General features: G+C 61.2%; 9 protein-coding genes. 4 read left to right on the top strand and 5 right to left on the bottom strand.

The features are described 5' to 3' along the window. Window positions 1-591: 591 nt before the first annotated feature. The 3 genes from HX869_RS16125 to HX869_RS16115 all read right to left on the bottom strand — a co-directional run bounded on the left by HX869_RS16125 (window position 592) and on the right by HX869_RS16115 (window position 2,899). Entirely contained in the window at window positions 592-1,491 is a 900-nt protein-coding gene (locus tag HX869_RS16125) for a hydroxymethylglutaryl-CoA lyase (RefSeq protein ID WP_178903331.1), read from the bottom strand. A 12-nt stretch (window positions 1,492-1,503) separates the two neighbouring features. Then, a complete protein-coding gene (locus HX869_RS16120) occupies window positions 1,504-1,902 on the bottom strand; it encodes a MerR family DNA-binding transcriptional regulator (protein WP_102369517.1) in 399 nt (132 codons plus the stop codon). Between the two features lie 67 nt (window positions 1,903-1,969). Beyond that, entirely contained in the window at window positions 1,970-2,899 is a 930-nt protein-coding gene (locus HX869_RS16115) for a LysR family transcriptional regulator (protein ID WP_003211805.1), read from the bottom strand. Between the two features lie 150 nt (window positions 2,900-3,049). Here HX869_RS16115 and HX869_RS16110 point away from each other — a divergent pair, with 150 nt between their 5' ends. Next, window positions 3,050-4,279: an acyl-CoA dehydrogenase gene (locus HX869_RS16110; RefSeq protein ID WP_003211803.1), complete on the top strand. Its 1,230-nt coding sequence runs from the start codon at window positions 3,050-3,052 to the stop codon at window positions 4,277-4,279. A gap of 139 nt (window positions 4,280-4,418) precedes the next feature. On the opposite strand, the gene HX869_RS16105 is transcribed toward HX869_RS16110, so the two are convergent. Beyond that, a complete protein-coding gene (locus HX869_RS16105; protein ID WP_003211801.1) occupies window positions 4,419-5,759 on the bottom strand; it encodes a substrate-binding domain-containing protein in 1,341 nt (446 codons plus the stop codon). Between the two features lie 201 nt (window positions 5,760-5,960). Further along, the gene (gene xthA / locus HX869_RS16100) at window positions 5,961-6,773 is read right to left on the bottom strand and encodes an exodeoxyribonuclease III (protein WP_178903330.1); all 813 of its coding nucleotides are present in this window, start codon (window positions 6,771-6,773) and stop codon (window positions 5,961-5,963) included. Window positions 6,774-6,975: 202 nt separating this feature from the next. Between xthA and HX869_RS16095 the strand changes: the two genes are divergently transcribed. From HX869_RS16095 to HX869_RS16085, 3 genes are all read left to right on the top strand, one after another. Then, complete coding sequence (locus tag HX869_RS16095; RefSeq protein WP_003211798.1) at window positions 6,976-7,626, top strand: N-acetyltransferase; 651 nt, start codon at window positions 6,976-6,978, stop codon at window positions 7,624-7,626. 64 nt (window positions 7,627-7,690) lie between these two features. Then, complete coding sequence (locus HX869_RS16090; protein ID WP_102605509.1) at window positions 7,691-9,418, top strand: autotransporter assembly complex family protein; 1,728 nt, start codon at window positions 7,691-7,693, stop codon at window positions 9,416-9,418. After that, a complete protein-coding gene (locus HX869_RS16085; RefSeq protein ID WP_178903329.1) occupies window positions 9,418-13,101 on the top strand; it encodes a translocation/assembly module TamB domain-containing protein in 3,684 nt (1,227 codons plus the stop codon). The genes HX869_RS16090 and HX869_RS16085 overlap by 1 nt, the downstream gene beginning before the upstream one ends. Window positions 13,102-13,205: the final 104 nt, after the last annotated feature.

The raw sequence follows: 13,205 nt of genomic DNA, 5'->3' as shown, positions 1-13,205 counted from the left end.
AATCTCAGCCATCACCCAAAAAACGGATATACACGCAAATCACCCTCCCCGAGAAAGCACAAAGGGGACCCGAAGGTCCCCTTTAATTTGTCGTTGCGTGCTCTTTTTTTATTATTGAGGGGCGGTCTATTGTTGTTTTTGGCAACCGTGGCCCTTTACCGCTGTTTTTGGCGACCCCCATCCGGGGTCAAGAGCAAACGTATTTTTTTGAGCGCTGATCTGCTTCTTCGCACGCGATCCAACCAGTGGGTAGCTACCTTGAGGTAGTTTTTTGTTCTTCTCTATCCGGTTGCGGGTTTCGGCAAGCCGTACCCTGCGAAGCACATCTTCTCCAAAAAAATCTGTTAGCTGCGTCTCTGCCGTGTTGTTTTTGTTATGTCAGAGTCGTTACGTCTTATTTTTATTAGGTTTGGTGCTTTTTATTCTTGTTATGCAATAGACATAGCAGAAGCCGTGCCAACTTTATAAAGTCCTTTAAAATCAATGCCTTGATTTTTTGGTGAGAAATTTCCTTCAGGAAATGCGACAAAATATGTTCCCGTGTTACCCGATGTGTAGCCGCGAGGTAACACATCGTCACAAGCGCACTACTCAGCCGGCGCTGCGAGCCTTCGCCACGCGCGAACCGGTGGGGCGGCCGAGTACCGTACAAATCTGCTGACCCGCCAGAATCAGCTTGTCCATGTCGATACCTGTCTCGATGCCCAAGCCATTGAGCAGGTACAACACATCTTCAGTGGCAACGTTACCGCTGGCCCCCTTGGCATAGGGGCACCCGCCGAGGCCCGCAATAGAGCTGTCGAACACCTGGATACCTTCCTCAAGGCTGGCGTAGATATTGGCGATGGCCTGGCCATAGGTGTCATGGAAGTGCCCGGCCAGCTTGTCCCGTGGCACCTGCGCGCCGACCACCTCGAACATCCGGCGTGTTGCGCCTGCAGTGCCGGTGCCAATCGTGTCGCCCAGGGACACCTCATAGCAGCCCATGGCGAACAGCTCGCGAGCGACTGCCGCGACCTGTTCCGGCGAGACCTGACCTTCATAAGGGCACCCCAACACACACGACACATAACCCCGCACGCTCACACCGTGCTGCCTGGCCGCGTCCATGATCGGCACGAAGCGTTCCAGGCTTTCGCTGATGGAGCAGTTGATATTGCGCTGGGAAAACGCCTCGGAAGCCGCCGCAAATACGGCCACTTCTTTTACGCCCGCCGCCAGTGCATCTTCAAAGCCCCGCAGGTTTGGCGCCAGCGCGCCATAGGTCACGCCCGGCTTGCGCTGGATCTGCGCAAACACCTCGGCCGACCCGGCCATCTGCGGTACCCATTTGGGCGACACAAAACTGCCGACTTCGATGTAACCCAGGCCGGCGGCACTCAGGGCGTCCACCAATTGCACCTTGTCGGCGACGCTGATGGGTTGCGCTTCATTCTGCAGGCCGTCGCGGGGGCCCACTTCCACCAGGCGCACATGAGAGGGGAGGGACATGGCAGCTACCTTTTATGAATGGCCAACCTGGCCCTGAATGGTCTGTTCCAGCGCCTGGATGCAACGCTCTTCGGCGGTGTCCAGTTCGAGCTTCATCTGTTCGATGTCGAGCAACTGTTGTTCCAGCTGCTCGCGGCGCTCGGCGATTTTCGCCAGCATGCTGTGCAGCTGTTTCTGGTTGCCGCTGGTAGGGTCGTAGAGTTCGATCAGTTCCCGGCACTCGGCCAGGGAAAAACCGATGCGCTTGCCCCGCAGGATCAGCTTCAGGCTGACTTTGTCGCGGGGCGAATAAATGCGCTCCTGGCCCCGGCGTTCCGGGGACAGCAGGCCTTGTTCTTCATAGAAGCGAATGGCGCGGGTGGTGATGTCGAGCTCGCGGGCGAGGTCGGAGATGCTGTAGGTCGTGCTCATGAGGGCGCTCAAGGAGTGTCTTGAGCGTTAAGCTAATGGCTGGTTGACGTTAACGTCAAGCTCGCTCCTACAGTTTGTCCAGCTTCTTCTCATGGGCCGTCACCTGCTGGCACAACTCGATCATCTGCTCGCGCATCCAGCGGTTGGCCGGATCCTGGTCGGTGCTTTCATGCCAGTACAGATGGGTTTCCACCATCGGCACATCATTCACCGGCAGGTTGAACCAGTGCAGTTCATGGCGCCGTGCGAAGCGCTCCGGCACGGTCATTACCATGTCGGTTTGCTGCAGCACCTGCGAGGCCATCAGGTAGTGCTGGGAGCGCAGGGCGATCTTGCGTTGCAGGCCCATCTTGCCCAGCGCCAGGTCGACATGGCCCAGGCCGTTGCGCCGGCTGGAGATATGAATGTGGGTCAGCGACAGGTAGTCATCCAGCGTCAGTTTGTCCTTGCCCGCCATCGGATGGCCCTTGCGCATGGCGCACACGTAGCGGTCTTCCATGAGCTTGACGTGGCGCACTTGCGGGTCGGTGTTGAGCGGCGCATCCACGGCAAAGTCCAGGCGACCGGCCGCCAGTTCCTTGGTGGTTTCCCGGCGCTTGGACAGGAAGCTCTCGATTACCACCGTCGGTGCCAGGCGGCGCAGGCGCTGGAACAGCGGCGGCAGAATCACCGCTTCGGTGAGGTCGGTCATGCTGATGCGGTAGGTCTTGGCCGCCTGTTGCGGGTTGAAGATCCGGCTTTCCTGTACCGACACCCGCAGCAGCGACAGCGCGTTACGCACCGGGCCAATGATGTTCTGGGCCATGGGTGTGGGCACCATGCCTTGGGCTGTGCGCACGAACAGCGGGTCGTTGAAGGTCTCCCGCAGGCGGGCCAGAGCGTTCGACACCGCAGGTTGAGTAATCCCGACAATCTGCCCGGCGCGGGTCAGATTGGCTTCGGTGTAGATCGCGTCAAAGACGATGAAGAGGTTGAGGTCGACCTTGCTCAGATTCATTTCGCTGCGCTCTTATTGTTAGGTGTCCATACGCCGATCATATATCGGTGATGAATGTTAATACACGCCGAGAATAGGCTAGGTAAATTATCAACGCTGTTCTAGCATCGATTCATGACCTCAACAACCTCCATTGAGAAGGTGCTGCCCATGGATTTCGCCTATTCGCCCAAGGTTCAGGAACTGCGTGAACGCGTCACCGCGTTCATGGATGCCTACGTCTACCCGGCCGAGCCTGTGTTCGAACGCCAGGTTGCCGAAGGTGACCGCTGGCAGCCCACCGCCATCATGGAAGAGTTGAAGCTCAAGGCTAAAGCCGAAGGCCTGTGGAACCTGTTCCTGCCGGAATCCGAATTGGGCGCCGGCCTCACCAACCTGGAATACGCGCCCCTGGCCGAAATCATGGGCCGCTCCTTGCTGGGGCCGGAGCCGTTCAATTGCTCGGCACCGGATACCGGCAACATGGAAGTGCTGGTGCGCTACGCCAACGAAGAGCAAAAACAGCGCTGGCTCGAACCGCTGCTGCGCGGCGAAATCCGCTCGGCATTTGCCATGACCGAGCCGGACGTGGCTTCCTCCGACGCCACCAACATGGCCGCCCGTGCAGAACGCGACGGCGACGAGTGGGTGATCAACGGTAAAAAATGGTGGACCTCCGGCGCCTGTGACCCGCGCTGCAAGATCCTGATCTTCATGGGCCTGAGCAACCCGGATGCGCCGCGTCACCAGCAGCACTCGATGATCCTGGTACCGGTGGATGCGCCCGGTGTGAAGATCGTGCGCCCGCTGCCGGTGTTCGGCTACGACGACGCACCCCATGGCCACGCCGAAGTGCTGTTTGAAAACGTCCGCGTGCCGTATGAAAACGTCCTGCTGGGCGAAGGCCGGGGCTTTGAAATTGCCCAGGGGCGCCTTGGTCCGGGCCGTATTCACCACTGCATGCGTTCCATCGGCATGGCCGAGCGCGCGCTGGAACTGATGTGCAAGCGTTCCGTCAGCCGTACCGCCTTCGGCAAGCCGCTGGCCCGCCTGGGTGGCAATATCGACAAGATCGCCGACTCGCGGATGGAAATCGACATGGCGCGCCTGCTGACCCTGAAAGCTGCCTACATGATGGACACCGTGGGCAACAAGGTCGCGAAAAGCGAAATCGCCCAGATCAAGGTGGTGGCGCCGAACGTGGCGTTGAGGGTGATCGATCGCGCTATCCAGATCCACGGTGGCGCCGGCGTATCCAATGACTTCCCGCTGGCCTACATGTACGCCATGCAGCGCACCCTGCGCCTGGCCGATGGCCCGGACGAAGTGCACCGCGCAGCAATCGGCAAGTTCGAGATCGGCAAGTATGTGCCGCGGGAAATGATGCGCAGCGGGCAGTAAAACCGAGGTGTCTTCATCGCAGGCAAGCCAGCTCCCACAGGGGAATGCAGCCAACTGTGGGAGCCGGGCTTGCCGCGATGAGGCCAGTTGATCGTTCCCACGCTCTGCGTGGGAATGCTGCCCCGGACGCTCCGCGTCCTCAATACACCCAGACCTCCACCCGCCGGTTCTTGATCCGTCCCTCATCTGCCGTATTTGCCGCCACCGGCATCTCGGCACCGAACCCCTGAATGTCCCTCAGCACCACGCCGCTTTTAACCAGTTCCCGGCGCACCGCCATCGCCCGCAACTTCGACAATAGCGCCGCCCGTTGCGCATCACTCTTGGCATCCCCAAACCCTACCAGCGTCACCTGCTTGTCCAGCTTGCCGTGGCTCTTTATATAAGCCACTACCCGCATCAGGTCCTGGCGCGCCTTGTTGTCGAGGCTGGCACTGCCTTCCTCAAACCGGAAATTCACCGTCAGGCGCTGCGCTTGTCGGGCAATCGCCTGGTAATCCCCGGGCATCGGCGCCCGTGGCTCCACCGCCATGGCCTGCACCTGCTGTGCGATAAAACCGTTGGCGGCGACGATCGCCTGGCCCTTGCTGCTTTGTGCAAAGTCCACCAGGGCCTTGGCCCAGGGGTTTTGTGCAACAGGTGGCAGGTAGAAGAACAACCGGCGTGACAGCGGGTAGTCCTCGGTGGCGATCAAGCTGTTCAGCGGCAGCATCGGCTGCGAGTCGCCATCGACGATGGCCACCGCCTTGGCCTGGCGCACATAGGGCAATCCGATAAAACCGATGCCCTGGGGGTCATGGCTGACAGCATCCGACAACTGCTCGCTGGATTCGAAGCGCTTGGCGCTGCCATCCAACGACTTGCCGCGCCGGCTGAGCACCAGTTCCTTGAAGGTGTCATAGGTGCCGGATTGATCATCCCGCGCGTACAGGTGAATCTGGCCACCGATGCCGCCCAGTTGTTCCCAGGTCGAGACTTCGCCGCTGAAGATCTGCGCCAGTTGCGCGGTATTCAACGTCCCCAACGGGTTGCGTGGGTTGAGGATGATCGCCAGCCCGTCAATGGCGATGACCTGTTCGGCGTCGGGGCTTTTCAGGTCGCCGAGGGCTTCGAGGTCCACCAGTTCGCTGTCCTTGATCGGCCGGGAAGACGCCGCGAGGTCGGCGCTGGCGTTTTTCAGGGCTGCGAACCCGGTGCTGGAACCATGGGCCGCCACTTCCACCGTCACCTTCTGGCCCTGGCGAGTCTTGCCGACGATGTGCTGTTCGTTGGCCTGGTCAGATGGCTCGCTGTGCACCGCTTGCAACCCCTGTTGCTCCATCAGCCCCTTGACCAGCGCCGGGCCAAGCGCCGCGCCGATGGTGTTGGAACCCTGGATGCGCAAGGCCGGGCCATGTTCGGGGAAGGGCAGTGGGGTGGAAAAAGCGGCGAGGGGAAATGCGCTGAGCAGGGCCAGCAGGGATAGAACGCGCAGCATCATGCCGGCACCTTCTCAAGCCAAAGGGAGTGCCGCGAGATTAAGTCAGAGAGGTTTCAGCAATATGACCGGCATCACGCCGTCAAAAAGTGTGGGAGCGGGCTTGCTCGCGAATACAGTGTGTCAGTCGACGTATCCGGTGACTGACACTCCGTATTCGCGAGCAAGCCCGCTCCCACATTTAACGGCGCTGCTGTTAAGAAATCAGCTCAATTCCAGCCAGATCGGTGCATGATCGGAGGGTTTTTCCATACCGCGCAGGTCATAGTCCACACCGGCATCCTTCACCCGGGGCAACAAGCCCTGGGAAGCCAGGATCACGTCGATTCGCAGCCCGCGCTTTGGCTCGTCTTCAAAACCACGGCTGCGGTAATCGAACCAGCTGAAGCGGTCTGCCACATCCGGGTTGAGGTGGCGGAAGCTGTCCACCAGGCCCCAGTTCTTCAGGCGGGCCATCCACTCGCGTTCTTCCGGCAGGAAGCTGCACTTGCCGGTCTTCAGCCAGCGCTTGGCGTTGTCGGCACCGATGCCGATGTCGCAGTCTTCCGGGGAAATATTCACATCCCCCATTACCACCACGGCCTGTTCATTGCTGAACTGCGACTCCAGGAGGGTTTGCAGGTCCTCGTAGAAGCGCTGCTTGGCCGGGAACTTGGTGGGGTGGTCGCGGCTTTCGCCCTGTGGGAAATAGCCGTTCATGATGGTAATCGGGTTGCCGTTGGCGTCGGCGAAGGTGCCCCAGATAAACCGGCGCTGGGCGTCTTCTTCGTCACTGGCAAAGCCTTTGTGCAGCGCCAGCGGTTCGTGGCGCGAGAGCAGGGCAACACCGTAGTGGCCTTTCTGCCCGTGGTAATACACGTGATAGCCGAGGGCCTTGATCTCATCCAGCGGGAACTGGTCGTCGTGGACCTTGGTTTCCTGCAGGCCGATCACGTCCGGCTGGTGTTTCTCGATCAGTGCCGCCAGCTGATGAGGGCGGGCGCGCAGCCCGTTGATATTGAAAGACACGATTTTCATGGTCGGCGGTCCAGTCTGGCAAAAGGGCGATGCTAGCCGACAATGTAGGACGGGAGCCAGCCTTGTAGCAGCTGCCGAGGCACAAGGCTGCTTGGGCTACGAAGCGGCGTCCGGTGGCTACACTGAACGAAACAGTGCCGCAGACGTTCGTAATAACAAGAGCGCGACCTTTTGAGTCAGCGCCCAGGGGAGATTCACTGTTATGCCTGACACCTCGACTGCCATCGCCCAGATCCACATGCTCGACAGCGGCTATTCCCGCGAAGCCCGTTCGCTGTTGTACCAGGCCTATCGCCATGAGCCGACGTTCGCCTACATCTTCGAAGCCGAACGTCCCGGCTACGAACAGCGGGTGCGCGCCACGGTGCGTGAACTGGTCAAGCAGCACTTCTTCCAGAAACTCCCGGCGATTGGCCTGTTGGTCAACGACCGGCTGATCGGCATCGCCCTGATCGCGCCACCGACCCGCCGCCTGGGCATCACCGAAAGCTGGGCCTGGCAGTTGCGCATGTGGCTGAGTACCGGTGTGCGCGGTACCCGGCGTTATCTGGAATACCATCAGGCAGTGCTGGCGTGCCTGCCCTCGGATTCGGTGCATGTGCTGCCGTTGCTGGGGATTCACCCGCAATTCCAGGGCAAGCACTACGGTGAGCAACTGCTGGAAGCGGTGCACAACTGGTGCGCCGAAGACCCGCATTCCTCGGGCGTGGTGCTGGACACGGGGAATTCTCGCTATCTGGAATTCTATAAGCGCCAGGGCTATGAAGAGATCGGCGAGGTCGCTGTAGGACCGGTACTGGAACACGTGTTCTTTCACGCAAATCCGCAGGTGTTACAGGCTGCAACGGTTTAAGACAGAATTATTCAGACAAATCCGGGTTCTAACTCGCTCCCAAGCTCGTGTAGCATCCCGGCCTATGAAGTTTCCAGGAAGATTTACCAGCGGCTTGATTCTGCTGTTCACGAGCTGCAGCGCCTTGGCGCAAAGCGAATTGGATGTGCGCATCAAGCCTTCAAACGACGCGTTGAAAGCCAACATCGAAGGCTATATCGGCGGGGTCGGCGATCGTGACGAAGAAGCCCTGCTGCGGTTCAGCCGTGGCGCCGAGGAGCAAGCCCGCAAGGCCGCCCAGGCGCTGGGCTACTACCAACCGCAGATTGCCAGCGATGTGAAGGGCGGCAAGAACCCGCGCCTGATCCTCACCATCGACCCCGGCGAACCGGTGCATTTGCGCAATGTGACCATTCGGGTCGACGGCCAGGCCGCCGACCTCAAGGCCTTTCGCGTGCCCGCCAGCGACCAACTCAAATCCGGCGCCGTGCTCAACCACGGCAACTACGAAGACGCCAAGCGCGTCATCCAGAACCAGGCGTCACGCTACGGCTTTTTCAGCGGGCGCTTTACCAGCCAGAAACTCTCGGTCGACCCCAAGGCGGGGGTGGCCGATATCGAACTCATTTACGACAGTGGCCCACGCTACACCTTGGGCAAGGTCAGCTTTGCCGGCGACACGCCGTTTGATGAAGACCTGCTGCAACGCATGGTGCCGTTCAAGAGCGGCGCGCCTTACGACTCCGAACTGATCGCCGAACTCAACCAGAACCTGCAATCCAGCGGCTTTTTCGAAGGCGTGCGCGTGGACGCCGCCCCGGCGGCCTCGACCAATGACGTGATCCCGGTGGCCGTGCAACTGGAAACCCGCAAGCCGCGCACCATGGGCCTGGGCCTCGGTTACTCGACCGATGTCGGCCCGCGGGGCAAGGCCAACTGGACGCGCCACTGGGTCAACCCCCAGGGCCACAGTTATGGCTGGGAAGCCGAGCTTTCCGCGCCTCGGCAGAACGTCGGGTTGTGGTACGACATTCCCATGGACCCGCCACTGACCGACAAATTGCGCTTTGCCGGCGGCTACCAGAATGAAGAAATCGCCAACACCGACACCCTGAGTAAACTGCTCACCCTCGGCCCCGAGTGGCACAGCAAGTTGCCCAGCGGCTGGACGCGGGTGATCTCGCTCAAATGGCAGCGCGAAGAATATCGCCTGGGCAACGACTCGGGCCTGAGTACGCTGCTGATGCCCGGCATCAGTTATTCCTACCTGCGCAGCGACAACCGCATCGACCCGCACAACGGCTATCGCCTGCTGTTCGACGCCAAGGTCGCCAAGGAAGGCCTGGGTTCCGACACCAACCTGCTTTACGGCACGGCGACCATCAAGGGCTTGACCACCCTGTGGGACAACCACCGCTTCCTGGCCCGGGCGCAGTTTGGTGGCAGTGCCACCAACGGCTACAAATCCGTGCCACCGTCGTTGCGCTTTTTTGCCGGTGGCGACCAGAGCGTGCGGGGTTACGAGTACCAGACCCTGTCCCCGGAAAATGATCGCGGCGACCGCATCGGCGGCCGCTACATGGTGGCCCTGAGCGCCGAGTACCAATATTCCATCGCCGAAAAATGGCGGATCGCGACCTTTATCGACCAAGGCAACTCGTTCAACACCCTGGAAATGCCAAGCCTGAAAACCGGCGTGGGTGTGGGTGTGCGCTGGGTGTCGCCGGTTGGCCCGATCCGCCTCGACCTGGCCCATGCCCTCGAAGATCCGGGCGGCATTCGTTTGCACTTTTCCATGGGGCCTGAGCTGTGATGCGTGGTTTGAAAATAGCGGGGCTGGCCATTCTGGCGGTCCTCGCGGTGATAGTGCTGGCACTGTGGACGGTGCTGGGTACCCAAGCCGGCAGCCGGTGGGTGCTGGGCCAGGTGCCGGGTTTGACCGTGGAGAATTTCCAGGGTCGCCTGGCCGGGCAGTGGAGTGCCGACCATCTGTTATGGCAGCAGGACAGCAGCCGCGTGGAGCTTCAGTCGCCAAAGTTCGACTGGTCGCCGGCCTGTTTGATGCGCATGACCTTGTGCATCAACCAACTGGATGTGGAGCAGGTGAGCCTGCAATTTCCACCCGGCACCGAAGAAAGCAGCGGCCCGATTACCCTGCCGGACCTGAAACTGCCGGTCGCCCTTCAGTTGGGTGACATCCGCGTTGGCAGCCTGCTGTTCAATGGCAGCGAAGAGCTCCAGGGCCTGCAGCTGGCGGCGCACTGGACTGCCGCCGGGATGCAGATCGATTCGGTGCACCTGCAACGGGACGGTTTGGTCCTTGACCTGTCCGGCCTGCTGCAACCCACCGGCAATTGGCCGCTGGCCGCCAGCGGCAACCTGAGCCTGCCTTACGCGCCGGGCGGTGCGCCCTGGACGCTGGCGCTCAAGGTCGATGGCGATTTGCTCAAGACCCTCAAGCTCGACGCCGACAGCAGCGGCTACCTGCCGGCCAAGCTCAGCGGCGAATTGCAACCGCTGGTGGAAAACCTGCCGGCGCAGTTGCACATCACCGCCGACGGCTTCAAACCCAGCGCCGATTTGCCCGATACCCTGCAACTCAATCAGCTGGACCTGACCGCCAAGGGCGACCTGAGCAACGGTTACCAGTTGCTGGGCAAAGCCGTACTGCCCGCGGAAAAAGGCCCGGTGGACCTGCTGCTGCAAGGCAAGGTCGACGCCAAGGGCGCGCAGATCGCCGGGCTGGATTTGAATGCCGGTGACAAACAAAGCCTCAAGCTCAGTGCCAATCTGGACTGGCAGCAAGGCTTCAGCGCCGACGCGAAAATCGACTGGCTGGATTTCCCGTGGCATCGCCTGTACCCCGTGATCGACGAACCCCAGGTGGCCTTGCGTACCTTCAATGGTGAAGTTTCCTACAAGGACGGCAACTATCTGGGCAACTTCAAGGCCGACCTCGACGGCCCTGCGGGCAAGTTCAGCCTGGCCAGCCCGTTCAGTGGCGACCTCAAGCAAGTGTTCCTCCCCGAGTTGAAACTCGCGGCTGGTCAGGGCAAGGCCGAAGGCCACCTGAACCTGCAATTTGCCGATGGCATCGCCTGGGACACGGCGCTGGACCTGTCGGCGATCAACCCGGCGTATTGGGTCGCGGAGTTGCCCGGCACCCTCGCGGGCCCGTTGCGCAGCAAGGGCGAAATGAAGAACGAGCAACTCAAGCTCAATGCCGACCTCGACCTCAAGGGCCGTCTGCGTGGCCAACCTGCCGTGCTCCAGGCCAAGGCCGAAGGCGCAGGCGAGCAATGGACCCTCGGCACCCTGGACATTCGCCTCGGCGACAACCGCATCTATGGCAGCGGCAGCCTGCAACAGCGCCTTGCCGGGCAGATCGACATCAAGCTGACGCGCCTCGCCCAGCTCTGGCCGCAACTGCGCGGGCAGATGAATGGTCGCCTCGACGTCGCCGGCACCCTGAAAGCGCCGCAAGGCAAGCTCAACCTGGTTGGCCAGCAACTGGCGTTTGAAGATAACCGCCTGCAAAACCTGACCCTGGACGCGAACCTGGATAATGCCCAGCGCGCCAAAGTCGACCTGAAAGGCAGTGGCATCCAGGCCGGTGACACCCAGCTCGGCACCTTCAGTGCCAGCGCCCAGGGCGATATCAAAAGCCAGAAAGTCCAGCTCGACCTGGCCGGCCCGTTGCTCAAGCTGGCCTTGGCCCTGGACGGCAATCTCGACAAAGGCAACTGGCGCGGGCGCTTGGCCAGCGGTGATGTGCAAGCCGGTGGCCAGGACTGGAAGCTGCAAGCACCGGCGAAAATCGAACGCCTGGCCGACGGCAAGCTGACCTTTGCTGCCCATTGCTGGGTCTCCGGCCCGGCGAGCCTGTGCGGCGAAGACCAGCGCCTGATGCCCGAGCCGAAGCTGCGTTACCACCTCAAGCAGTTCCCGATCGACAGCCTGGCGCAGTGGTTGCCCAAGGATTTCGCCTGGCAGGGCAAGCTCAATGCCGACGTGCAGCTCGACCTGCCGGCCAGCGGCCCCAAAGGCGTGGTCTCGGTGGACGCCAGCGGCGGTACCCTGCGGGTCAAGGACAAGGACCAGTGGCTGGATTTCCCCTACGACACGCTGAAGCTGGAAACCACCCTCAACCCCACGCGCATCGACACCCAGCTCAATTTCCGTGGCGGCAAGCTCGGCGAATTGCTGTTGCAGGCGCAGCTCAATCCGCTGGCGAAGAATAAACCGATCACCGGCAACTTCACCCTGACCGGCCTCGACCTTGCGGTCGCCCGGCCGTTTGTGCCGATGGTCGAAAAGCTCAACGGCAAGCTCAACGGTAACGGGCGAATCGGCGGCAGCCTGCTGGCGCCTCAGGTCAACGGCAGCGTCGACCTGGTGGGAGGCGAAATCTCCGGCCCGGAACTGCCCACCAGCATTGAAGGCCTGAATATCCAGGCGTTGATTGCCGGCGAAAGCGTGCAGCTCAATGGCGGCTGGCGCAGCGGCAAGGCCGGGCAGGGCACTATCAAGGGGCAGATCGACTGGGGCCAGGCCCTGGCGGTGGATATCGCGCTGCAAGGCACGCAACTGCCGGTCACCGTGGAACCGTACGCGGCCCTGGAGGTGGCGCCCGACCTGAAGATCAGCATGAAGAACGACAAGCTGGCGATCTCCGGCAAGGTGCAGATTCCCAAGGGCGAGATCACCGTGCGGGAATTGCCGCCATCGACGGTCAAGGTCTCGGATGACACGGTGATCGTCGGCAGCCAGACCGAAGAGGGCAAGCCGCCGATGGCCATGGCGATGGACATCGATGTGGAGGTAGGCAAGGACAAGCTGAGCTTCGCCGGGTTTGGCCTTACCGCCAACCTGCAAGGCCATGTGCACATCGGCGACAACATGGACACCCGTGGTGAACTGTGGCTCAACGACGGCCGCTACCGTGCCTACGGGCAACGCCTGACTGTGCGCCGCGCGCGATTGCTGTTTGCCGGGCCGATCGACCAGCCGTTCCTGGATATCGAGGCTGTGCGGATCACCACCGAGCCGTCCCGGACCGTCACCGCCGGTATTCGTCTGAGCGGCAGTGCCGAGCAGCCGACTACGCAAATTTTCTCGGAGCCGGCCATGGCCCAAGAGGATGCATTGTCGTACCTGGTGTTGGGGCGTTCGCGCACCACCAACGGTGAGGACAACAACATGCTGGCCGAAGCGGCACTGGGTCTTGGGTTGATGGGCAGTGCCGGGGTCACGTCGGACATCGCCAAGAACCTGGGCATCCAGGACTTTGAACTGGACACCCAGGGCAGCGGCAACAACACCGCCGTGGTGGCCAGCGGCAAGATCTCCGAGAAGCTCAGCCTGCGTTATGGCGTTGGGGTGTTCGAGCCGGCCAACACCATCGCCTTGCGCTATTTGCTGAGCAAGAAGGTGTACCTGGAAGTGGCCAGCGGCGTGGCCAGCTCCCTGGATATTTTCTACAAGCGCGATTTCTGATCCGTCCACGGTAATGGTGGGAGCCTGGCTCCCACCATTTATCCGCTAATTAGCAAGCAACCTAACTATTCGTTTGACATTCGCTGCCTAGGCAGTAACATCGT

Origin of the sequence: Pseudomonas sp. P7779, assembly GCF_013386315.1 — a bacterium.
Classification (GTDB): Bacteria; Pseudomonadota; Gammaproteobacteria; order Pseudomonadales; family Pseudomonadaceae; genus Aquipseudomonas.
This window is presented reverse-complemented; position numbering and strand designations above follow the sequence as displayed.

Excerpts from the sequence above, each read along its gene's own strand:
- HX869_RS16125 (WP_178903331.1), bottom strand. The coding sequence starts at position 1,491 with ATGTCCCTCCCCTCTCATGTGCGCCTGGTGGAAGTGGGCCCCCGCGAC.
- HX869_RS16120 (WP_102369517.1), bottom strand. The coding sequence starts at position 1,902 with ATGAGCACGACCTACAGCATCTCCGACCTCGCCCGCGAGCTCGACATC.
- HX869_RS16115 (WP_003211805.1), bottom strand. The coding sequence starts at position 2,899 with ATGAATCTGAGCAAGGTCGACCTCAACCTCTTCATCGTCTTTGACGCG.
- HX869_RS16110 (WP_003211803.1), top strand. The coding sequence starts at position 3,050 with ATGGATTTCGCCTATTCGCCCAAGGTTCAGGAACTGCGTGAACGCGTC.
- HX869_RS16105 (WP_003211801.1), bottom strand. The coding sequence starts at position 5,759 with ATGATGCTGCGCGTTCTATCCCTGCTGGCCCTGCTCAGCGCATTTCCC.
- xthA (WP_178903330.1), bottom strand. The coding sequence starts at position 6,773 with ATGAAAATCGTGTCTTTCAATATCAACGGGCTGCGCGCCCGCCCTCAT.
- HX869_RS16095 (WP_003211798.1), top strand. The coding sequence starts at position 6,976 with ATGCCTGACACCTCGACTGCCATCGCCCAGATCCACATGCTCGACAGC.
- HX869_RS16090 (WP_102605509.1), top strand. The coding sequence starts at position 7,691 with ATGAAGTTTCCAGGAAGATTTACCAGCGGCTTGATTCTGCTGTTCACG.
- HX869_RS16085 (WP_178903329.1), top strand. The coding sequence starts at position 9,418 with ATGCGTGGTTTGAAAATAGCGGGGCTGGCCATTCTGGCGGTCCTCGCG.